Below are 21,359 nucleotides of genomic sequence, written 5' to 3'. Positions count from 1 at the left end.
CGTCAACGTATAGTTGATCTGGGTCACCAGCAAGTATTGGCAGTAATCCAGACGTGTGATGGGCTTCTTTTCCATCCCGCTCTGACGCGCTCCGCTCCAACAAGTGCCCTCCCAATCCCAGTTTTTGCGTAAGTCCTAACTTAGTGATTTTCAATAAACCCGCGGGTTTTGCGGTTGCGTGTTCCGTGTGGAAATTACATGGTGTAGATCATATTCCTACAAGGCCACCTAGGAAACACAAGCCTATCCTGCCCGAAGTGCCGGCGCGATTCCCGAATCAAAACTTCCAGCGCGCCGCAGCTTACTTTGCTTTTCAAACGCATCGACGGCCGCACAGGTCCATGTCCGCCTAATTGAAAAACATTATCACGGCTAAACCCAGCCCATTTTACGGCGGACATTTAACGCCGGTTCCGGAGCGAAATTCCCATGAAGTTCTATGACCTCAGCCGGAGCATGTGCGAATGGGAGCGTCTGGACGAATGGCGCGGGAAGATGCGCGATACCCTCGCCAGACATGAAGCAGGCAAGATTTCGCCGTTTTACTTGCTGTCCCTGCCCGGCATAAGTGCGAGCGAGCAACGCGCCTGTTCCGATCTCTGGATGAAGGCGCGCATCGAGGCGTCCGCTGTGGAGCGGGCCGATCTGGCGTTTAGGTTCAACTCCGCCGATAAGGCGAAAATACGTCTGGGTTACTTGTCCTGTGACTTTCATGAGCATGCCACCTCCCTGCTGCTGGTGGAACTGTTCGAATCCCATGACCGGGAACGGTTTGAGATATTCGCGTATTCCTACGGTCCGGACGATGGCAGAGGCATGCGGGAGCGTCTCAAGAAAAGTTTCGACCACTTCGTCGACATCCAGACCTTATCGACGGCCGAAGCCGCCCGTGCAATCCATCGCGACCAGGTGGATATTCTCATTGATCTCAAGGGCTATACCCAGGCCACCCGCACCGCCATTCTCACGTTCCGCCCAGCGCCCATCCAGGTGAATTATCTGGGTTATCCCGGCACTTTGGGCGGCGATTTCTGCGACTACATCATCACCGATCCATTTCTGACGCCGCCGGGCAGCGCGGCCGACTACAGCGAAGCCTTCGCGTACCTGCCCGACACCTATCAGCCTCATGGCCGCCAAGGCACGATTGGCGAGCAGCCCACGCGCTCCGAGGTCGGATTGGCGGAACAGGGGTTCGTGTTTTGCTGCTTCAACCAGGCTTACAAAATTACACCGGACGTTTTTGACATTTGGTGCAGGCTGCTTTTCAACGTTCCCGGAAGCATGCTCTGGCTGCTCAGGAATTCAAGGGCGGAGGGCAATCTCCGCAACGAAGCCTATCAACGAGGCATTGCTCCGGACCGGTTCGTTTTCGCGGAAGACAGGCCGCAAATCGAGCACCTGGGCCGCCTGGGACTGGCGGATTTGATGTTGGATACGCTGCCCTACAATGCGCACACGACGGCCAGCGATGCCTTGTGGACCGGCGTACCCCTCGTGACTTGCGCGGGAGAGACTTTTCCCTCAAGAGTGGCAGGGAGTCTCTTGCGTGCGATTGGTCTGCCGGAGCTGATTGCCGGCGATCTCGAAGGCTACTACGACTTGGCTTTCGATCTGGCCACCCGTCCGGAGCGTTTGTCCCGGATCAAAAGCAAACTTGCGGCGAATCGGCTGAGCACGCCGCTGTTCGATATCCGGACCTATACGCACCACCTGGAAGTCCTTTACGAAACGATGTGGCAGCGGCATCGCGATGGCGAAAAGCCGGCGGCTATAGGCCGGGCAACGGCCAGTCATGGCGGGTAATCCAGCTTTACGGAAGTGGCGCAGCGCCTTCTTGGCTCTCTTCCCATTTTCAATGAAAAAGGTGATTCATCATGAAAAAAGCCGAGAAAACCTATCTTCAGTCTTCCGAGTACTGATGTCCTTTGTGCAAGCAATGGGTCTTGCCCTCCGATTACCTCTTTTCGCGTCGGCGGTCCGCCAGTGGCGCTTGGACTATCGCCGGGTCGTGCCGGGAGTGCAGGGATTCGGGATTTTAAGGGCTTCCGATGTCCGGTTTTTATCGAGCAGCTTGAGGATTTGGCTTCACCATAACCAGCCGATTTCACGAAAATCCTCCTGAACCGGAAGCTTTTACCCCGCAGGATTTTGCGGGAGGATCTCGTAAACCCATTTGCCAACGGAATTCTTTGCAACCATCTTAAGCCTTTAAATGGGCGACTCTCACCAGGGGCATTTCATGAATCTTGAACAGCAGCAATCCCAATTCAAAGAACTCATGGCCAAGGGTAAGGCCCAGGGATTTCTCACCTATGCGGAAGTGAATGACTATCTGCCCGGGGATGCCCTAGATCCGCAGGTCATGGACGACATCATTGGCGTAATCAACAGCATGGGCATCGAGGTGCATGAAGAGGCGCCGGATCTCGATACCCTCGCCGAGTTCGTGGCGGGGGGCGGCCGGAATGTCGAGGAGGAAGCAGAGGAGGTGGCCGAAGCCGCCGCTCTGATGCTGGCGAACGCCGACAAGGTCGTCAACGTGGATCCGGTGCACATGTACATGCGGGAGATGGGATCGGTTGAGTTGTTGAGCCGTGCGAGCGAATTGGCGATCGCCAAACGTATCGAGGCGGGTCTCGATCAGGCCGCTCGGGAATTGGTTCGATTTTCCGCCGCCATGGAGCATTTCATCCGGGCCTTCGAACGTGTGGAAGCCGGAGAGGTTGATCTGTCCGACCTGATTATCGGGGTGGTCGACTCGAATCAGATGGGTGAACCCGTGCCCGACAGCGAAGAGCCTGCCGCGGAAGCATCGGCTTCCGGCGTGCCGGACGAAGCTGAGGGCAGTCCGGATCTGGCGCTGGTCCAAGAAAAATTGACTGCCTTCAAAGGTCAATATGCGACCGCGGCCGCGGCTCGAAAACAGTACGGCCACGATGGCGAGCGCACTCGAGCAGCTTTTGACGTGCTTGCGGAGGGTTTTCTCGAATTCAGGAAGACCCCGCTGTTCCTCATGGAACTGGCCGATATTCTAAATGCCACACTGGATCGGATTCGTGAGCAGGAACGCCTCATCATGAGCCTGGCAGTCGATCAGTCCGGGATGCCGAAAAACGAGTTCCTCAAAAGCTTTCCCGGCAACGAGACCAATCGGGAATGGCTTGATCGCCAGATCCTGTCGGGAAAAAGCCATGCCCCGGCTTTGTCCGGCCACGCCGAGGCGATCCGGGCCGCTCAAAACACGCTTGCGGAGGTCGAGACGGAACACGGCCTGAGCATCCTGGAAATCAGGGACATCCATCGCCACATGGCGGTGGGCAACCAAGAAGCCAGGCAGGCAAAACAGGAGATGATCGAAGCCAATTTGCGGCTGGTGGTATCGATTGCCAAAAAATACACCAACCGCGGCCTGCAATTCTTGGATCTGATCCAGGAAGGCAACATCGGCCTCATGAAAGCCGTCGATAAATTCGACTATCGGCGCGGCTATAAATTTTCGACCTATGCGACTTGGTGGATTCGCCAGGCGGTTTCCCGAGCGCTCGCCGATCAGGCGCGCACGATTCGAGTCCCCGTGCATATGATCGAGACCATCAACAAGATCAACAGGACATCCCATCAAACGCTTCAGAAGACCGGCCGCGCCGCCACCCCGGAAGAGATTGCCGACTGCATGGAAATGTCCGAAGCCAAGGTTCGCCAGGTCCTGAAGATTGCCAGCCAGCCTATTTCGATGGCGACCCCCGTAGGGGACGACAGCGATAAGCAACTCGGAGAGATGCTCGAAGACACCCGGGATGTATCGCCCGTCGAGGCTGCGACCTTGGCCGGATTGCAAGAGGCAACCAGGCAGGTCTTGTCGTGCCTGACCGAGCGTGAATCCAAAGTGTTACGGATGCGTTTCGGGATCGACCGGCCGACGGACCACACCCTGGAAGAGGTGGGCAAAGAGTTCGCCGTGACGCGTGAACGCATCCGGCAAATCGAGGCCAAGGCTATACGAAAACTTCGCCATTCCACCCGCTCGGATCAGCTTAGAAGCTTTCTTGATTTGGAATAAAGATCAAGAGGACGCCTTCCTTGAGACCGCCGCACTCGAAAGGGACGGACGAGCGTAGGAAAAGCCATCATTTGTGTAACCCACCGGACCACACCGACATCGCCGGTGTCATCTACTGCCATGGGGTTACCCGAATGGCGGCTGGTGATCGCCTCTTGGCTTTCTGGTCTGAGAAGGAGAACAGAGGAATTAAGGAAGGTATGCCGCTCAACCGGGGGCTTCACGCTAACGTAGACCCAGCTTTTAGTTAGATCCGCACGTCAATGTTGTTACCAGTGACTTGCCGGTGTTGAGCCTTTGAACCGGAGCGATTCTGCCTTGATCGGAAAGATCGGGGCGGTCTATGGGATTCATCCGGAAGCTGGGGGAGCTTCCCAAAGCTTAGCCGAGCGTGGGGGTCGTACGCAGCGCCCTGATTCGCCGCTCGATGATCGGCCTCGTGCTGCCGATGAGTAATTTTCCGGGCGGCAAAAAAACAAATCCCAGCCACTGGGACTGGGATTCGTTTGAAGTCGACGGAGACCGAAGCGTTACAGCTGCTCGCATAAAACGTCCTGCTTTTTGCCCAGGCTTGGCAGGACTTGGCGAACTAATAAACCAAGGCCCACGGCAATCAGCATGACCAGCGGGAATTCAAAAACGGCGGCGGCCACCAGCATCAGTGCAAGAAGGCTCAGTACTAGGAGCAGCACCAAAAACGGGATGACCAAAATGAGCAATAAAGCGTTCATGAACACCTCCATAATTTTATTTACGGAAATAATCATAACTAAAATTCAAAGGGCTTGTTAGCAATATTGTTATAAAATCAGGAAATAATCGCTTTATTATTTTAATATAATGCTTTTATATGGAAACAATATGGGTCGGCTTATGCGGCCTGATGTTGACGGACTCCGGGATACGAAACGCGGGGTGACGGGATGCCGAGCGATGGCGTCGAAGGGAAATGGCGTTAACAACGCTGGTGTGAGCCGGTCGCAGAAATTTCGATCAAATCAGCACGTTGAGTCTCTCCATTACATTCGCTGCAAGAGCGGCGGTCGCAGGCGATCCACAAGGCATCGCGATCGGGCGTCGAGCCATTGTCGAGCCAGGCCTCGATCCTTGGTTGAGTCGGGATCGGTCGAACGAAAGTTTTGTAAAAAATGGCGACGCAATCGAGCGGTACTGGCCGGCCTTATCGCCGGCCAACGGAAATCTTATAAAGGATCCGGATTGGCCTTATTCGGTCGCGATCGAGGCGGCCTCTACTTCGGGCGGCATTACGGGTCCGCCAACGGCCTGCTTGTAGTTGGTGAAGACATAGGCGGCGAGCGAGTTGGCGATGCGGACCAGCATCGCGTTGTCCGTGCCTCCGACCGAGAAGGCGCCCCCCATTGCCGCGGCGTGGGCGTAGAGCTCCGGATACGCCACCTCTTCTTGGGTTTCCTTGTCTTTAAATCTTGCCCGCATCACGACTGCGGAGCTGCCGGCCAAGGCGCCTGCGAAAAAGCGGGTGCCGCCTCCGACGAACTTGAGATCCGTCACGATGGGCTCGATCACCAGCGTCCGCGATGGCCCTCGAACCGGTTTGGCATTCCATTGATCGAGCCGACTTTTGAGCTGCTCATCGAGGTTCTCCTGAATCTTTGCCAAAGCCGCCTTTTCCTCGGCGACCGTGGCATTGGCCGCCAGCAGCGGGTGCAGCTCAAAGCGGTTGAATGCCGAGAATTTCTCCTTGGGCGGCGGATTTTGCGCGGTGGTGGGCTTGATGTTCGTGGCACACCCCACGGTTAAGAGCAGAAGGCTCGCGAGTGCGCCCCACACCATGAGGCGGGTGATTAATGGGGGAGTGGAATGGGTAACCGGGATATTTTTCATGTTCTTTTTCTTTGAGAAGGGTTCGGTTGAGTGAACGAAAATGTGATAGACCGGGGATTAAGGCGCCCAGCCGGTACTCCCGAGGGTCTCCGTCAGTCTAGTCGATTTCATGCATCATCCCTTAGCCAAACGCGAAGCCTGGCTATAATCGCGGGTCCCTTCAGCCCTAAGAAGCTGTCTTCAAACGTCACGAGCGATGTCAGGACAAGGCGCGAAAGAGCGACCCGGAGCGCGGGACACGCGAAGGGAACAGCCGTAGGCTGGCCCGCAGGGCGAACCCCAGGGATGGGGCGAGTAATAACCGGAGTGTACAGAGGTGTACATGAGGATTTTGAGCCCTTGAGCAACGCCGGCATGGCGGCGCGCAGTAGTTTGATGACAGCTTCTGAGGATGCGCATTGATGATGACGGCAACCTGCCCCGACCTCCGACGAACACCAAGTTCTTACGGCGCAACTTGGGATTGCCGAGGCGGATGCCCCCGAGCCGCCGGTCGAACTCGAATAGGTCGGACTTGATGGGGCCGCAGAACGTCAACCTGAACGCCGACGAGATGCTGCGCGTCATGGCTTGGCTGCGCGACCGGTTAGAATCTTCCGCTAATCTTCGCGAGAGAGGGTAAGGGGGCACGCTGGACATGATCAGACCGTCGGTTCACCCACCAACCCTTATGTTTTCTTGTCGCCAAAATCGTTAAGATCTCCACTGGGGGTAACGACACAAGGTTGCATGCCCACATCCCTACCACACTCAACTTCCCCTCATCCCACACTATCCATGTCCCTTTTCGACAGTTGGTTTCAGGAAAAGCAGTCGGCCTGGTTGTATCGGGTTATCGTTGCCTCTGAGAGCGACCGTCGGATGCGGCGTTTGTTTTGCACGCTCGCCGAGCAGGCCGAGGCTCAAGCCGCACTCTGGGAGAACCGTTTGAAGGCGGAAGGCACGGAGTTAAGGCCTTTTAAGCCGACGCTGCGGGCACGACTGATCGGCCGTCTGGTTCGGATGTTCGGGCCGAAGGCTCTACGCCCGGTTCTGGCCAGTATGAAGATCCGGGGGCTTTCCGCCTATGCGGGCCGGGGGCTGGAGGTACGCCATGCGATGCCCACCGCGGCCGAGGACGTGGGGCGCCGGCACAAGGGGATGGCGGGGGGCAACCTCCGGGCGGCCGTATTCGGTATCAATGATGGGCTGGTGTCGAATACCAGCCTGATCTTGGGTATGGCCGGAGCCAATACCGAGACCGGGGTGGTGTTGATGGCCGGCATTGCCGGTTTGTTGGCCGGGGCTTTGTCCATGGCGGCGGGGGAATACGTGTCGATGCGGTCACAACGGGAATTGTTCGAGTACCAGATTGATCTCGAACGTGCCGAATTGGCGATGTTTCCCGAGGAAGAGGTGGAGGAATTGGCGGTCATTTACGCCGCCCGCGGCATGAGTTTGCAGCAGGCACGCCGCGCCACCCGGCAGATGATGAGCAACCCGGAGAACGCCTTGGATCTCCTGGCGCGCGAAGAGCTGGGCGTGAACCCGGACGATCTGGGTTCGCCCTGGGGCGCCGCGCTGCTTTCGTTCCTGGCGTTTTCGGCGGGCGCGATCATTCCGCTCATTCCGTTCCTCCTCCATCTGAACCTGCACCAAGGCGTGCGGATGGCCGGCCTCTTGGCCGGGGTCAGCCTGTTCGCGATCGGCGCCTGTCTAAGCCTTTTCACCGGCCGGAGTGCCTTGTTGGGCGGGCTGCGGATGGTGCTGATCGGCGGTATGGCCGGCATCGTGACGTATGCCATCGGCTCATGGATCGCCCCTCACGCGCCCGGCCTAATCTGATGAGCGATACCACCCGGCGCGCGGTTGCGGCCCCGCTGGCGCTGAAGCGGGCGATCGGCCCCAAGCTGCTGTTCTTCTTCGTGATTGGCGACGTGATCGGCACCGGCATCTACGCGCTTATCGGCAGCGTGGCCGGCCAGATCGGGGGTGCGCTGTGGCTGCCGTTCCTGCTGGCGTTCGGGGTCGCGTTCCTCACCGCGTTCAGCTATCTGGAACTGGTCGGCAAATATCCCCGCGCAGCCGGCGCGGCGCTGTACACCCAGCGGGCGTTCCGGATCCCGTTTCTGACCTTCCTGGTCGCCTTCGCCGTGATGTGCTCGGGCATTGCTTCCGCCGCCGCGGCGGCCCGCGCGTTCGGCGCCACCTACCTCCAGCCGTTCGTCCCCTGTCCGGTGATGCCGGTGGCGGTCGGGTTTCTCATCGCCCTGGGGCTGATCAACTTTCGAGGGGTGGCCGAGTCGGTGAAGGCCAATGCGGTGCTCACCGGCGTTGAGTTATTGGGCCTTTTGATCATCATCGCAATCGGCGTGTACGCGGTGGGGAGCGGCCAGGGCGAGCCGAGCCGGCTTCTCGAGATCCGCACCGCGGACCAAAGCCTGCTGCTCTCGATCACGGCGGCCACTTCGCTAGCCTTTTTCGCAATGGTCGGGTTCGAGGACTCGGTGAACATGGCCGAGGAGTGCCTGGACCCGGCGCGGATCTTTCCGCGGTCGTTGCTGTCCGGGCTGGCCGTCGCGGCCCTGATCTACGGGCTGGTGGCGCTCACCGCCTCGCTGCTGGTCCCGGCCGAAGAGCTTTCCGCCGCAAGGTCCGATGCGCTCTTGAAAGTGGTCGCCATCGGCGCCCCCGCGTTCCCGCTGAAGGTGTTCGCCGGCATCGGTTTGCTCGCCGTGATCAACTCGGCCCTGATCAACATGTTGATGGCCAGTCGGCTGCTGTACGGCATGGCGAACGAGCGGATTTTGCCTCCAGTGTTCGGCGCCGTGCACCCGTCCCGGCGCACGCCCTGGGTGTCGATCCTGTTCACCACCGTGATCGCGGTGGGGCTGCTCGTCGCGGCCGGCGAGGACGGCGTGAGGAAGCTCGGCGGCACTACGGCCCTGCTCCTGCTGTGCATCTTCACGGGGGTCAACATCGCGTGCCTGGTACTGCGCCGGGAAAAAGTCGAGCACACACACTTCCGGGCGCCTACCGCAGCGCCCGTGCTGGGCGCGCTCTTCTGCGGCTACCTGGCCCTCCCGGTGCTGTCCGGGCGGCCGGCCAGCGACTATGTGATCGCGCTTGCTCTGCTGGGCGTCGGCATTGCGCTATGGGGGATCAACCGGTGGTGGATCGGCCGGGTCGAGGTCAACCCGGAAGCGCTGAAGTAAGGGGTAACGGGGAAGCAATCGGGGATGGCGAACGGTTTCCCGATAACCCGGCAACTTAGCATGCGATCCTCATCCGCCAAAACTCAACATGAATCGGGCCGGCCATAAATCCTCAAACGCTGGAAGAAATCTCCGCCATTACCCTGGCGCATTACGATCGGAATGCCGAAGCCTTTTTCGAAGGCACCCGCAACCACGACGTCAGTCAGAACATCGCGGCCCTGCTGGGTTACCTCCGCGATGAGCCGCCGTACACCATACTCGATTTCGGCTGCGGACCGGGTCGCGATCTCAAGGCGTTTACCGACTTGGGACATCGAGCCATAGGATTGGACGGCGCCCTTCGGTTTGTGGAACTGGCCCGCGCTTACAGCGGCTGCGAAGCTTGGCACCAGGACTTTCTCCGGCTCGATCTGCCGGACGAGTACTTTCATGGGGTTTTCGCCAATGCCTCTCTCTTTCATGTGCCTAGCCGCGAGTTGCCGCGCATCCTTGGAGAGCTGCATGCGACGCTAAAGTCGGACGGCGTGTTGTTCAGCTCGAATCCGCGGGGCCGGAACGAGGAAGGGTGGAGTCATGGGCGGTACGGAGCCTTCCACGACCTCGACACCTGGCGCCGTTTCCTGACGTCCGCCGGGTTCGCGGAATTGACCCATTACTACCGCCCCAGCGGCCTGCCCCGCGAGCAGCAACCCTGGCTGGCCAGTGTATGGCGCAAAGCCTGAGAAGGCGAAAGCGATTTTGAATCCGTGAGTCTGTCCCTAACGACTGGCGCCCACGCCTCGCCGTTCAGCATTCCGGGACGTTAACCGGGATCTGCATCGCCAAGCCGCCTTCCGCGGTTTCCTTGTAGCGGCTGTTCATGTCCTGAGCGGTTTGCCACATGGTCCGGATCACCGCGTCGAGGCTCACTCGGGCTTCCGCCGGGTCGCTCTGCAGGGCCATATTCGCGGCCGTGATGGCTTTCACCGCGCCCATGCTGTTGCGCTCGATGCAGGGAATCTGCACCAATCCGCCGACCGGATCGCAGGTCAGCCCCAGATGGTGTTCCATGGCGATCTCGGCAGCCTGGAGCACCTGTTCCGGCGAGCCTCCCAAGACTTCGGCCAACCCCGCCGCCGCCATGGCCGAGGACACGCCGATCTCGGCCTGGCAGCCGCCCATGGCGGCGGAAATGGTCGCATTCTTTTTGAACAGGGTGCCGATTTCTCCGGCGACCAGGAGGAAGCGGATGACCTTATCCTCGTCGAACCCGTCGACGAAACACCAGGCATACATCAACACCGCCGGAATGACGCCGGCGGCACCGTTGGTGGGCGCCGTCACGATCCGCCCGAACGAGGCGTTCTCTTCGTTGACCGCCAGGGCGAAGCAGGAAATCCACATATTGACGCGGGTAAAGTCGCGGGGCTGCTGCCTGAGCAGGTCCAGCCACGAGTCGACGCTCTCGCAAACGGCGGCACCTAAGAGTTTGCGGTTGATCGCGGCGGCCCGGCGTTTGACTCGGAGCCCGCCGGGCAAATACCCCTCGCGGTTCACGCCCCGGAAGACGCAGGCGCGGATTTCCCGCCAAAGCCCAAGCGCCTGCGCATCGATCTCGCGGCGGGTTCGCCATGCCTGCTCATTCAGATAAGTGAGTTCGGAAACCGACAGACCCAGCATCCGGCAGTTGCGGACCAGATCGCCACCGCTATGGCAGGGGTAGGGCGTGACGATCCTCCGTTCCGCCGACGGGTCCGCTTCCGTCTCGGTTGCGATGAATCCGCCGCCGAGCGAATAGTAAGTCCGGGTAACGACCGAATCATCCAGAAGCCTAGCCTGAAACCTCATCCCGTTGGCATGGTAGGGCAGCGTGGTCGCATGATCGAAGATCAGGTCCCGCTCAACCGCGAACGGCAGCTCTCGGCGGCCGCCCAGAGCGATGCGCCCGCCGGATTTGATCTTGTCGAGCTTAGCCGGAATGGCGCCGGTGTCGATGCGCGTGTAGTCCTCGCCGGACAGTCCCATCAGCACGGCCACGTCGGTGCCGTGGCCCGCGCCGGTCTTGGCCAGAGACCCATACAGCCTGACGGTGACCGAGACGACGGCGTCCGGGTCGGGCAACTCGCGCACGAACAGCCGCGCGGCCTCCCACGGCCCCATGGTATGGGAGCTCGAAGGGCCGATACCCACTTTGATAATGTCGAACGCGCTGATGGAGTCCATGCGAGGATCGCTGTCGAAAGTCGGATGTTCCGAATAAAAAGCTCATTGTGCCGCAAATCGGCGGGGAAGATCACTCGGATGAATACGCGCAAGTCTCCAAACAGCGCGAACGAGTTGAATCCGACCTATAGCGCCCATGTTGCAGCCATGATTCGCGTTTGCAATGAGGGCGCCCTCAGCTGTCCGCAATATCCTGTGGCCGGCTCGTTGTGGCCGCTAACCGACTATATGGCCAAGGGGTGGCAAGTGCGTAAAGCCGAATGCCTAAATCCTCGCCATCATTAGCATTGTCAAACAACAAAAGCCTGACACCTTCTGTGAGGGCGGTACACAAGGGCCCAATCCGTAGTTTTCATTACGGGAATGGTTAAACGCTTTACGGTCAGGTTTGGTCGAAGAAAGTGATCTTGAGGCAAACCCACGGAGCGGCCTATGAATGAGGCGAAGCGTGATCCCGAACGCGAGGAGCGGATTATTATGGAAATCATCGTCGACTGCTACGATGAAGCCGAGCGTGCGATGGGCTGGTATTACTACCTTCAGGATAAGCTCCGGTTTCCGTTCACGGCCCACTGTGTCGCCCGGCGGACCATTTCTCCACTGCACATCAACGAGGCGGTGGAAGTGATCGAGATGGCTCCGGAAGAGGAATGTGAGCATGAGATGTTTGTCCTGATCCGCCGGGAAAAAGAAGAGTTGGCCGTGCCCCTCGCTCAGTTGATGCCGATGGCCGCCGACGAGGAAACGGCTCAAGCAATCGAAGACTGGCACTATTGGGTTCGGCAGGGGTATCAATTCTGAGCCGAAGTCGTTCGCTTAACCCGGCGCTACGGTAAGTCTTTCTTGACCGTGACACTCGGCACCGTATGGGTCTAACTCATCATTGTTTTCACATGACTGTGCCACAATAACTCCTGAAGGGTGCGGATAGTTCGCCGGCCATAGCTCGCTAGCGAAACGGTGGCGGAACGTCTGTGCCGACGCTCGTTCTGGAAGCGGGCTCCTCTGCGCCGGTTACGACAAGGTCTGGCGCACGCTGCTGAAAGCATCGCGCCCAGTGGATAGCCAAAGGATGCGTAGGTTATATCTCGCTTAACATGGAGGATAGGACATGACTGTCAACGGCCAAAGGAACATCGCATTCGCTCTAGGCGGGATAGGCGGCTCAAACGCCCATGGGGTCGGCTTCCTGCACGCCTCCGGAAAGGAAGGGAAAACACCGACCCATCTCTCCTGCACGTCCGGAATGATTTACTGGACCTGGAGGTGGCTGGAAGGGCACGACATCGAGCAGGAATTCAAGAGATCGGCCGATGACACCCGCTCTGCGATCTGGCGCCAGCTGCCGCCATCAATGCTCCGATCGTGGTTGGCCTATCTGTACGGCGGCGAGGGCGTGTTCCGGCCGGCGATTCCGGAGTATTTCACCCGTCTCGTCTCCCGATGGTATCGGACACCCCCCGAGCAGTGGTGGGATCTCTGGTTTCCAGCCCAACTCCTCGTGCCCACACGGTCGGAAGAGATTTATCACCAGATCGCAGAGGCGTTCAATGCGAGTGATATCGCCATCTTCTTCAATAGCTTCAGCCCGCGTTTAGGGACCGAGCACCTCCACATGAATACCGCCGCATGGGAGGCGTACCGAGTGGTCCAGCAGGAGCGCCGGGAACGGCGTCCAGACGATGCGCACGCGCAGGCGATGCGGAAGAGCGGTGATTTGCCGTCGGTCAAGGCGGAGAAAATCACGGCGGAGGCGGTTCGGGATGCATTGTGGCTAAGCCTTTACGGATTCGAGCGCGATGGCAAACCTCAAGAGCGCATCGACGGCGCCTATGCGCGCCAGTTCATTCTCTCGGAACTGAGCGCCGCCCATGTGATCTATATCCCGCGGCCACAGCGGTACCAGTGGGTGGGCGAGTTGCCGGAAAGCTTTATCGAGGTTCAGGACCTGGAGACGGAACTCTGGTTCAACGGCGCCTATGCTCAGCAACTCGCCCGAATCGAGTTGGTCAACCGCCTGCTGCGTAACCCACGGCTGAAAGGGTCTCTGGAGGAGCAAGGATTCCACGAAATCGAGCTGGTCCCTATAGAGATTCCGGTGCAGCGAGGCTTCTTCAACTACTTTATCGAGGACACGGGTGTCTTCTACCATGCCGTCGAGCAATCGACCATGGCTTTGCGAGATTGATCTGCCGGCGAGCGTTCAGGTTGGTGCTGTCGCATGAATATCTCACTCTATCGCCCCGCATCGGGCAGCAGGAAAATAACCGTCCCTCGATACGCCGGATGCTTCCGGACCGCCGCCAAGGCGTTCCGGTCGTACTCTCCGTGCTCGACGAGGCCGAGTTTGAAGCACTGTAGGGCGGGTTAGCGTACTCGCGTAACCCGCCGCACACCGCGAAAAGGCGGGTTACGCGAGTACGCTAACCCGCCCTACAGCCCTTGTTCACCCGCCTGGAAACCCTGGAGACGGAGATGCTGTTCACTCCGGCAGAGCTTGTTACGTACGTACAATCGGCGCACAATAAGCGGCAATCAGATTTTCGGAGTTAGTTATGAACACCGCAACGACTAAGGACAGCCGCCTCAACATTCGCTGCGACCTTCGCACCCGACAGGTGCTCGATAAGGCCGCCGCCTATACGCATGTCAGCGTGTCCGAATTCGTGCTCTCGCACGCTCTGGCTTCGGCCGAGCAAGTCGTGCAGGCCCATGAGTCCATCACCTTGATGCCGGAAGACTTTCAAGCCTTTCTCGCCGCCCTTGATTCGCCCGTCGAACCCAATGCGGCGCTCAACCGCGCTTTCGATCGTCACGCGAAGCGGGTCCGCCGGTGACGGATTATTGTATCGGGCCGCTCGATGTAGCGGTGGATACGACCGGGTTTTGCTGTGGGACGGGCGCTCTCGATGAGTATATCCGGCGCTATGCGTCCCAGGATGTTCGACGTGATGTGGCGCGCGTCTTTGTTGCCACTCCGGAGGATTCCCAATGCGTGGCAGGTTTCTTTACTCTGAGTGCCGGCAGCGTGAATTGCTTGGACTTGCCGATAGCGTTGGCGCGCAAGCTGCCCCGCTATCCGGTGCCAGTGGCTTTGCTCGGCCGCTTGGCGGTTGATCAGAACTTCCAGGGCCAGGGACTAGGTTCGATCCTGTTGGCCGACGCTTGCCAAAAAGTGGTGCAGGCGAGCGCGGTACTCGCTGTAGCTGGAATCGTCGTAGATGCCAAGGATGAACAGTCGGCGTCTTTTTACAGCCACTTCGGCTTCACGCCTTTGCCGGGACGCCCCGAGCGCTTGTTCCTGCCCGCCATGGCGTTCCGCCGCTTATGAGACACCACTTTCCATGCCGGTACTTGCGTGGAAGCCCTTCGACCAACATTTAGCACGGTGGGGCGGGTTAGGCAGTACTCCAATCGCAAACGGTCGCTTTAACCGCGACCCTTCCAATCGCAAACGGTTGCTTGAGTCGTAACCCTTCCAATCGCAAACGGCGTCTCTGGGAGCACCAGAGCCCCCCTTCCACCGTAACCCGCCGCACACCGCGGAAAGGCGGGTTACGCGAGGGAGCCAGTCCTGAGCCTAGCCGAAGGGCTAACCCGCCCTTACGGTCTTAAGCTTTTTTTGCCGTTCCGTCCTCGGTACGGCTGGTGCATTCTCAGGTCCGATCCAGCCAAAGATGCGCGAAGTCGAAGGACAGTTGCTTGTGGTGGCGAATGGATAGCAGGTAAACCACCTCATTGATGATCACGTAGAGGAGCAAGTAGTCGTCCATCACATACTCGCGGATATCGCCGCTGTCTCCAAAGCGGGCCAGTTGCGCTCGCAACTTCTCTTGTTTTGACACGGCCTCAACCGATTCCGGCTGGCGCGCCATAAACGGTTATCCCATCATCGGCAACCGCTCCAGATTGGGAATGACCGTATCGCCGAGTTCGTCGAGGAGGCGGCCATAGCCTTGGGGGAAATCGCTCTCGGACCAGAAGGCCTCGATGGCTTCGAGATTGACCTCGAAGTTCTCGGTGACTTTATCGTCATGCCCCGGTGCTCATCACCGGTCGCGCCTTCAGACTTTGGCGGCGCGGCGTTTCTTCAGTGCGTCTTAATTAATGGCTACCCTTGTTTACCCGTCCGAAAGCGGTGGAGACCGTGCTGGATTCCCGGCGCTATCAGTAGCGGCGGCCATGGCAGCTGGCCTTAGAGCGTGTGCGAGAAGCTACTGCGTGGCCCGATGGCGGCGTCGCGCGGTGCTCGAAATTCTCATGTAGCACTTGTACACTCCGGTTTCTGCGCGCCGGGCTCCCCTTCGACTAAGCTCAGGACAGGCTTGCCTTCGGGCCGCTCGTGACGCTTCCCACACACCCTCTTAGGCTTTGATGGCGCGAAACTCGGAGTCGTCGCCCCGATGAAAGAAGATGCGACCGATCAGTTCGCCATGCTCGATACGTGCGCAGCCGCGACCCGAGGCCTCGTCCATTTCGTCATTGCCGATCCACGAAAATTCGACACGGCTGCCATCGACTCGGTAGTCCATGTCACCCTGTACCAGGCCAAACTGAAAATTGCCCTGGCCATCCTTTTCGAAAGTGAAGTGGCCTGGCACTTCCATATCGATGAAATCCTGGTCCCACATCTCCATCCAAACAATGCGCCACCGACCTAAAAAGGGATTCGCTTTCCGTTTAGTCATTCGTTCAACCCCGCGTCTTGCCGTCGCCCGTAGAAATCATCGCCGATACCCCGCCGTGGGTTCGTCCGGTTGCTCGGGCTGTTTGCTTCCATAATCGCGCACTTGATTTTATCAATGGGCACTTTAAATAAAACAATCCGAATCCCTCCAGCGGGGAACGCGAACGGTCTTTCCAAGCAACGATCCAAACCAGCATGAGCGAATATCAATACTACGAATTCGTTACCATCGACAGGCCGCTGACTCCGGCACAAATGGCCGAACTGCGTACCCGTTCGTCGCGGGCGTCGATCACGCCGGCCTCCTTCGTCAACGAATACCACTGGGGCGACCTCAAGGGCGATCCGACCGACTGGATGCGGCGTTACTTCGATGCCTTCGTCTACGTCGCCAATTGGTGCAGTTGCCGCTTTGCCCTCCGGGTGCCGCACTCCGTGTTCACCGCGGGCGAACTGGCCGGCTTTGAAACGGAGAGCACCCTGACAATCGACGAATCGTTCGATCACTGGATCATCGAGTGGGCGCTGCACGAAAGTGAGAACTACGACCGCTTCGGCAGCGAAAACGGAAGCGGCTGGATGGGGCGCCTGGTGCCGTTGCGCGACGAGTTGCTCCGGGGCGATGGCCGAGCGTTGTACCTCGGTTGGCTTGCCGGAGTCACCGCGGGCGAGGTTGACGAGGCGAGTCTCGAACCGGAACCGCCGCCGGGTTTATCAAGCTTGACCGGTGCCCAGCAGGCCCTTGTCGAGTTCCTCGAGATCGATCCCGATTTGCTGGCAGCCGCGGCGTCGACGGACTCGGAGGCGACCGATGCGGCCGTCGATTCCGACCGCGAGATGGACGCATGGCTGGCCGGGGTGCCCGTCAAGGAGGCTCGTTTAAGCTTGAAACAGCTGCTGCAAGGACACTCGCAACAGGCCGAACGGCAACTCAAGGCGCGCTTTCTGGCTTGGCAGCGGGAGCGGGCGCCGCGCTCGGCGGCATTCAGGGAACGTCGCTCCGTGGCCGAATTATGGAAACTGGCGGAAGGAGCGAAGGAAATACGCCTGCAACGGGTGGCGGAAGAACTCGCCCAACTGAAAGCCGAGCAGCGCCGGCGGCGGGAAGCCTACCTGGCCACCCTCGCGGCCGACTTCGACCGCTGCTGGTGTGGCATCGATCAGAAGGCGGAACGTGGCATCGCTTCGTCTTATGAGGAGGCGACCCGCGCCTTAGTCGATCTGGCAGAAGCCTATACGATCCATGCAAGCCGGGGCGAATTCGACGCGCGTCTACACGGCTTCATGGAGCGGCACGGGAAGCGCGGGGCACTGGTGCGCCGGCTGAAAGAAGCCGAGTTATGGCGGTGAAGAACACTTTAATATTAACTGGTGGCAGTCGGGAGATAATTTTTGCCGGTTGGCTGGTTCCCAAGCGGCAGTTCAGGAACCAGCAGAAAATCTACCCGGAACTTACGCCTCCGCCCGAATCGCCTCCAACGACCTCGCCCCCACCCCGAGGTCTCGCCACTTCGCCGGATGGCAGGTAAACAGCAGGATCTGATGCCGGGTCGCCGCATCGAACAACACCCGCTTCATCTGCGCCAGCCGCTCCTCATCGCTGTGGACGAGTGCATCGTCGAGAATGATCAGCGTGGGCCGCCCGGCCTCCCGCAGCAGCCCCGCATAGGCGAGCCGGCTGATAATGCCCATCTGCTCGCGCGCGCCGAAACTTAAACTTTCGAATTCGCCCAATTCCGTTCCGTTTGATCCGGTGCGCGTCAGCGGGCCGGGGGTGAGGTTCTCGTCGATGTCCAGGCGGGCCTCCGGAAACAGCAGCTGGAGATAGCGGTTCAGGTGTTTTTGCAGCGGGGCTTGGAGTCTCCGGGTCAGTGCGCGGCGCTTGTCCCGCAACAGGTTCAACAGGTGGTCCAGGGCATGGGCGCGCCGCCGCAGTTCCTCGACCCGGCGCTGGGCTTGAGCCAGGTCGCGCGCCAGCTCCGAACGGCGCTCTTCCAACCCCTGAGTGCCCGCCGCCTGGAGTTCGACTTCCAATCGCAGCAGCGTGTCGCGGCGCTCGTTGAAGCGCTTCTCGTGTTGCTCGGCGCTCTTGCGGAAGCGTTCGACGTCCTGCTGCAGGATCTCGGGGCGCGCTTCGGCCAATTGCCGGGCCAGTGCTTCGATACGGGCGGCCAAGGTGGACTGCTCGGCCCGCGCGTCAATCAAGTCCCGGTTTGCCGTCGCCACGCGTTCGTCCCGGTCCGGTGCGGCTAGCAGTGCCCGCGCGGTCGAGAGTTCCCGCGTCGCGGTTTCGAACGCGGTCTGCTCTTTACCGGCGGCGAGTTGCGCTTCGTGCAGGCTGTCGTTGATCCGCGCGAGCGATTGTCGGGCGGTTTCCTCGGTGGCTTCCGCCTCGGCGACGGTGGGGAGCGCCGCCGCGCGCTCGGCTCTGCACGGCAATTGCCGCAAGGCTTGTTCGATTTCTTCGGCGCGGACCTGCTGGGTGGCCAGTTCGGTACGCAGCGGCTCGATCCCTTGCGGCGCGAGTGCTTGCAGCGTTGCCTCGGCCGTTTTGATGTCGGCGAGCCTTTGTGTGTGAGTCTGATGACGGGTTTCGGCGGCCTCCAGCGACGAAAGACCCAGTCGCTGCAGCAGGGCCTCATGCCTATCGGCGAGTTCCTTCTCGTGGCGGCGGAGCTGGGAAAGATCCGCGCCGCCCGGCGCGATCTCGAGTTGGCCGAGCCCCGGCAGCGTGAGAGTGGTCGCCTCGAGCAACAGCCGCTCGCCCGTGCCGGCAACAGACTCGGCACCGACCTGGATACTGCGGTCCTCCTCCAGCGTGAAATGCAGTCGGGTCGCGGCTGCGGCGAGCTGGATTTGTGTTTCGCGAATTTGCCGGTGTTGCTCGCGCAGCAGTTCAAGGTCTTGAAGCTTGATCTCGGAGGCGACTGCTTGCCTTTGCAATTCGAGCAAGGCAGTCTGTTCAGTCTCGGCCTTTTCGAGCGCGGTGGCGGTGTTTTCCGCCTTGAGCCGCATCGCCTCGAATTCGCGCGTCAGGCTGCGGCGCGTCTCTTCCTGACGCGCAAGGCGCAACGCCTCGCGCGCGGCTTCATGGCGCTGTTCCGCTTCCGCGCGCTTCGACTGCCATTCCTCGGCGAGCACCGTGGCCGCCGCCTGCCTTTGACGGACGGATTCCAGTTCCACGCGGCGTGTTTCAACTTCTTTCTCCTGGCTGCCGAAGGTCTCTAGTTGATCGTGCAGCAGCTTGATCCGGTCTTCGATCTGGGTTGCGCGCAGTTTCTCGGCCGCGAGGGCTTCTTCGATGCGCCGGATGGCTTCCAGCTTGTCCGCCGCGGCCTGCTCTTGTTCGCGAAAGCTCACCCACGGTTTCTCGGTCTCGTCGGCGGCATGTTCGCGGCGCAGGGATGCCAGGGTATCGACCTTCTGGCGGTAAGTGGCGATCTCCGCATCGAGTTGCCGGACGGCGTCCGCGAGCGCAGCCTCCTTTTCCATCACTTCGGCATACGGTCCCCGCGGCTTGCCGGTTGCCGCAGTCAGCAACTCGTTTCGCGCGGCTTCGATCGTCGCCAGCACCGCGTCGCCGCAGCTGCTGGCGATCTCGCCCAGCGACTCGTTCAGCGCGGTATGCAGGTGGTCCGTGGCATGCGTCACCGATTCCCGAATGTCTTGCACGGCACCCTGCTGGCTCCACAAGAGGCCCGGGATGCCCCAGTGCTCGGCGGCGCTGGCACCGCGGCCGGCGTAGCGAAAGCCCAACAGCTCCGCGAGATGGTCCTCGGCTTCGGCACTATCCAGCCGCTGTGCGCCGATTTGCAGTTCGCAGCGCTTCTTCCCCAGAAAACTCTTGGTGAGCCTGTAGTGTTTATCGCCGACCGCGAACTCCAGTTCGACGGCGGGCGAGGCCGACGAATCGCCCCAGGGGCGCAGGTCATCGACGCTGCCGGAGCGATGCCGCTCAAAGAACGCGGCGCGAATGGCCGTGACGATGGTGCTCTTGCCGGCTTCGTTCGGGCCGGTAAAAAGGTTGATGCCCGGTTCGAGGTCCTTGATCTCGATCGGCTGCCGGAACTGTTTGAGCTGTTCGATACGGATCCGAAAGAGCTTCACGGCGAACCTCCCACGCCGGCATTCGCGCGTTGCGCATCGAGGATGCCCGCAAGCAGAGTAAGAGCGTCCCGGGCGACTTCCGCGTCGGCCCCGTCCTGGCCCGCGCGAAGTTCGGCGATGACTTCGCCCAGGTAACCGTCGGCTTTCAGCGCGTCGATGTCCTCCACCGTGGGTTCGAGCCGCAACGCGGACAGGTCGGCCAAGAGGCTCCGGGCTTTGCCGCGAGCTTGCTCGATGGAATCGAGAAGACGCCGGTGTCCGCCGAGATCGGTTCGCCCGGACAATCCGAGTTGCACGACATCCGCTGGCCCGAAGGCCGAAATCCGCTGTAATGCCTGATCGACATCGCTGGGCACCTGAAGTAAGAGCGCTTCCGAATGCCAGCGGTATTGACCCGTCGCGACCGGCATTACCGTTGGCAGGGCGCCCGGCTCCGACAGCTCGACAAGAAGCGCCTGCCCGGAGTCGTTCGCCCTGAAACGATCGGTTTCCGGCGTGCCGCTGTACCAGGTGCGCGCATCCACCTGTTTCATGCCATGCCAGTCGCCGAGCGCGAGGTAATCGAGGCCCGCTTGCTCCGCGCGCCCGGCGGCTATTGGGTTGGCCGAATCGATGCCTTCCGCGAGGATGCCTTGGACGCTGCCGTGCGCCAGCCCGATCCGCGGCATTCCGGCGGGTGTCTCGGCCGCGGCGAACCATTCGGTCAGGTCGGTATGGGTATTGCGCTGCGTCAGCGGCGCGGGCAGCACAGCGACGTTGATCGAATCGAGCAGCAAGGGCTCCGGCCGCAAACAGACGGTCACGTTGCCGGGAATGGCTTTGAGACGCGCCGCGCGCGTCCAGACGGATTCGGCGAGCGCGGCATCATGGTTCCCCGGGAGCAAGATCCATGGGCCTTCGAAACCCGCCATGGCATTGAAGAGGCGGTGGATGGTCTTGTCGGCCACGCCCTGCGCATCGAAAACATCCCCTGCGACCAGCACGAGGTCGACTCGGTTTTCGGTTGCAACGCTCGCGAGCCGCTCGACGGCTTTGAATCGTGCTTCAGCAAGGAGAGCGGCCTCGTCGGGCTCGAACTGGCCGAATAGCTTGCCGATTTGCCAGTCAGCGGTGTGCAGTAGCTTGATCAAAAGGTGCCCCCGGTCGTAAAGGATTCGTGTCGGTGGAGAAATAGACTCCAACGATCGATATATATTTTACATATGAGAACCTGTTTAAAACCGGTGGCGCCGAAGGCGAT

General features: G+C 60.2%; 20 protein-coding genes. 11 read left to right on the top strand and 9 right to left on the bottom strand.

Going from position 1 to position 21,359, the window contains the following annotated elements; translation table 11 throughout:
• The first annotated feature begins 429 nt into the window (after nt 1–429).
• Both VEB01_RS03635 and rpoD read left to right on the top strand, forming a co-directional pair.
• Nucleotides 430–1,806: an O-linked N-acetylglucosamine transferase, SPINDLY family protein gene (locus VEB01_RS03635; protein WP_324872900.1), complete on the top strand. Its 1,377-nt coding sequence runs from the start codon at nt 430–432 to the stop codon at nt 1,804–1,806.
• A gap of 436 nt (nt 1,807–2,242) precedes the next feature.
• Nucleotides 2,243–4,063, top strand: a complete 1,821-nt coding sequence (gene rpoD, locus VEB01_RS03630; RefSeq protein ID WP_324872898.1) for an RNA polymerase sigma factor RpoD — start codon at nt 2,243–2,245, stop codon at nt 4,061–4,063.
• Nucleotides 4,064–4,593: 530 nt separating this feature from the next.
• On the opposite strand, the gene VEB01_RS03625 is transcribed toward rpoD, so the two are convergent.
• From VEB01_RS03625 to VEB01_RS03615, 3 genes are all read right to left on the bottom strand, one after another.
• Nucleotides 4,594–4,794, bottom strand: coding sequence for a hypothetical protein (locus VEB01_RS03625; protein ID WP_324872896.1), 201 nt, complete (start codon nt 4,792–4,794; stop codon nt 4,594–4,596).
• A 493-nt stretch (nt 4,795–5,287) separates the two neighbouring features.
• Complete coding sequence (locus VEB01_RS03620) at nt 5,288–5,926, bottom strand: hypothetical protein (RefSeq protein WP_324872894.1); 639 nt, start codon at nt 5,924–5,926, stop codon at nt 5,288–5,290.
• 180 nt (nt 5,927–6,106) lie between these two features.
• Nucleotides 6,107–6,493 carry a hypothetical protein gene (locus tag VEB01_RS03615; protein ID WP_324872892.1) on the bottom strand — a complete coding sequence of 129 codons (387 nt, stop codon included), beginning with the start codon at nt 6,491–6,493 and terminating at the stop codon, nt 6,107–6,109.
• 210 nt (nt 6,494–6,703) lie between these two features.
• Here VEB01_RS03615 and VEB01_RS03610 point away from each other — a divergent pair, with 210 nt between their 5' ends.
• Together VEB01_RS03610 and VEB01_RS03605 are read left to right on the top strand one after the other, a co-directional pair.
• Nucleotides 6,704–7,750 (top strand): VIT1/CCC1 transporter family protein, encoded by a 1,047-nt coding sequence (locus tag VEB01_RS03610; RefSeq protein WP_324872890.1) that lies wholly within the window; start codon nt 6,704–6,706, stop codon nt 7,748–7,750.
• Nucleotides 7,750–9,120, top strand: a complete 1,371-nt coding sequence (locus tag VEB01_RS03605) for an APC family permease (protein ID WP_324872888.1) — start codon at nt 7,750–7,752, stop codon at nt 9,118–9,120. The genes VEB01_RS03610 and VEB01_RS03605 overlap by 1 nt, the downstream gene beginning before the upstream one ends.
• Before the next feature lie 83 nt (nt 9,121–9,203).
• On the opposite strand, the gene VEB01_RS03600 is transcribed toward VEB01_RS03605, so the two are convergent.
• Nucleotides 9,204–9,437, bottom strand: a complete 234-nt coding sequence (locus VEB01_RS03600) for a hypothetical protein (protein ID WP_324872886.1) — start codon at nt 9,435–9,437, stop codon at nt 9,204–9,206.
• Here VEB01_RS03600 and VEB01_RS03595 point away from each other — a divergent pair.
• Nucleotides 9,333–9,845 (top strand): class I SAM-dependent methyltransferase, encoded by a 513-nt coding sequence (locus tag VEB01_RS03595; RefSeq protein ID WP_324872904.1) that lies wholly within the window; start codon nt 9,333–9,335, stop codon nt 9,843–9,845. The two genes, VEB01_RS03600 and VEB01_RS03595, sit on opposite strands and share 105 nt — an antisense overlap.
• A 64-nt stretch (nt 9,846–9,909) precedes the next feature.
• On the opposite strand, the gene VEB01_RS03590 is transcribed toward VEB01_RS03595, so the two are convergent.
• A complete protein-coding gene (locus VEB01_RS03590) occupies nt 9,910–11,325 on the bottom strand; it encodes an L-serine ammonia-lyase (RefSeq protein WP_324872884.1) in 1,416 nt (471 codons plus the stop codon).
• A gap of 432 nt (nt 11,326–11,757) precedes the next feature.
• Here VEB01_RS03590 and VEB01_RS03585 point away from each other — a divergent pair, with 432 nt between their 5' ends.
• The 5 genes from VEB01_RS03585 (at nt 11,758) to VEB01_RS03565 (ending at nt 14,656) form a co-directional block, all read left to right on the top strand.
• Nucleotides 11,758–12,126, top strand: a complete 369-nt coding sequence (locus VEB01_RS03585; RefSeq protein WP_324872882.1) for a calcium-binding protein — start codon at nt 11,758–11,760, stop codon at nt 12,124–12,126.
• A 310-nt stretch (nt 12,127–12,436) separates the two neighbouring features.
• Nucleotides 12,437–13,513 carry a hypothetical protein gene (locus VEB01_RS03580; protein ID WP_324872880.1) on the top strand — a complete coding sequence of 359 codons (1,077 nt, stop codon included), beginning with the start codon at nt 12,437–12,439 and terminating at the stop codon, nt 13,511–13,513.
• A gap of 23 nt (nt 13,514–13,536) precedes the next feature.
• Nucleotides 13,537–13,686 carry a hypothetical protein gene (locus tag VEB01_RS03575; protein ID WP_324872878.1) on the top strand — a complete coding sequence of 50 codons (150 nt, stop codon included), beginning with the start codon at nt 13,537–13,539 and terminating at the stop codon, nt 13,684–13,686.
• Between the two features lie 194 nt (nt 13,687–13,880).
• A complete protein-coding gene (locus tag VEB01_RS03570) occupies nt 13,881–14,162 on the top strand; it encodes a type II toxin-antitoxin system TacA family antitoxin (RefSeq protein WP_324872876.1) in 282 nt (93 codons plus the stop codon).
• Complete coding sequence (locus VEB01_RS03565; protein WP_324872875.1) at nt 14,159–14,656, top strand: GNAT family N-acetyltransferase; 498 nt, start codon at nt 14,159–14,161, stop codon at nt 14,654–14,656. The genes VEB01_RS03570 and VEB01_RS03565 overlap by 4 nt, the downstream gene beginning before the upstream one ends.
• A gap of 325 nt (nt 14,657–14,981) precedes the next feature.
• Here VEB01_RS03565 and VEB01_RS03560 read toward each other — a convergent pair whose 3' ends face one another.
• Nucleotides 14,982–15,200, bottom strand: a complete 219-nt coding sequence (locus VEB01_RS03560) for a hypothetical protein (RefSeq protein ID WP_324872873.1) — start codon at nt 15,198–15,200, stop codon at nt 14,982–14,984.
• A gap of 489 nt (nt 15,201–15,689) precedes the next feature.
• The gene (locus VEB01_RS03555) at nt 15,690–16,013 is read right to left on the bottom strand and encodes a hypothetical protein (RefSeq protein WP_324872870.1); all 324 of its coding nucleotides are present in this window, start codon (nt 16,011–16,013) and stop codon (nt 15,690–15,692) included.
• A 194-nt stretch (nt 16,014–16,207) separates the two neighbouring features.
• On the opposite strand from VEB01_RS03555, the gene VEB01_RS03550 reads away from it, so the two are divergent.
• Complete coding sequence (locus tag VEB01_RS03550; protein WP_324872868.1) at nt 16,208–17,362, top strand: hypothetical protein; 1,155 nt, start codon at nt 16,208–16,210, stop codon at nt 17,360–17,362.
• A 102-nt stretch (nt 17,363–17,464) separates the two neighbouring features.
• Here VEB01_RS03550 and VEB01_RS03545 read toward each other — a convergent pair whose 3' ends face one another.
• Both VEB01_RS03545 and VEB01_RS03540 read right to left on the bottom strand, forming a co-directional pair.
• Nucleotides 17,465–20,119: an AAA family ATPase gene (locus tag VEB01_RS03545; RefSeq protein ID WP_324872866.1), complete on the bottom strand. Its 2,655-nt coding sequence runs from the start codon at nt 20,117–20,119 to the stop codon at nt 17,465–17,467.
• On the bottom strand, nt 20,116–21,249 hold the full coding sequence (locus VEB01_RS03540; protein WP_324872864.1) for a metallophosphoesterase family protein: 1,134 nt from the start codon (nt 21,247–21,249) through the stop codon (nt 20,116–20,118). Before VEB01_RS03540 ends, VEB01_RS03545 begins: the two co-directional genes overlap by 4 nt.
• Nucleotides 21,250–21,359: the final 110 nt, after the last annotated feature.

The organism is Methylocaldum sp. (genome assembly GCF_035627495.1).
Taxonomy (GTDB): domain Bacteria; phylum Pseudomonadota; class Gammaproteobacteria; order Methylococcales; family Methylococcaceae; genus Methylocaldum.
The sequence above is the reverse complement of the archived record's forward strand: the minus strand, read 5'-3'. Positions and strand labels throughout refer to the sequence as shown.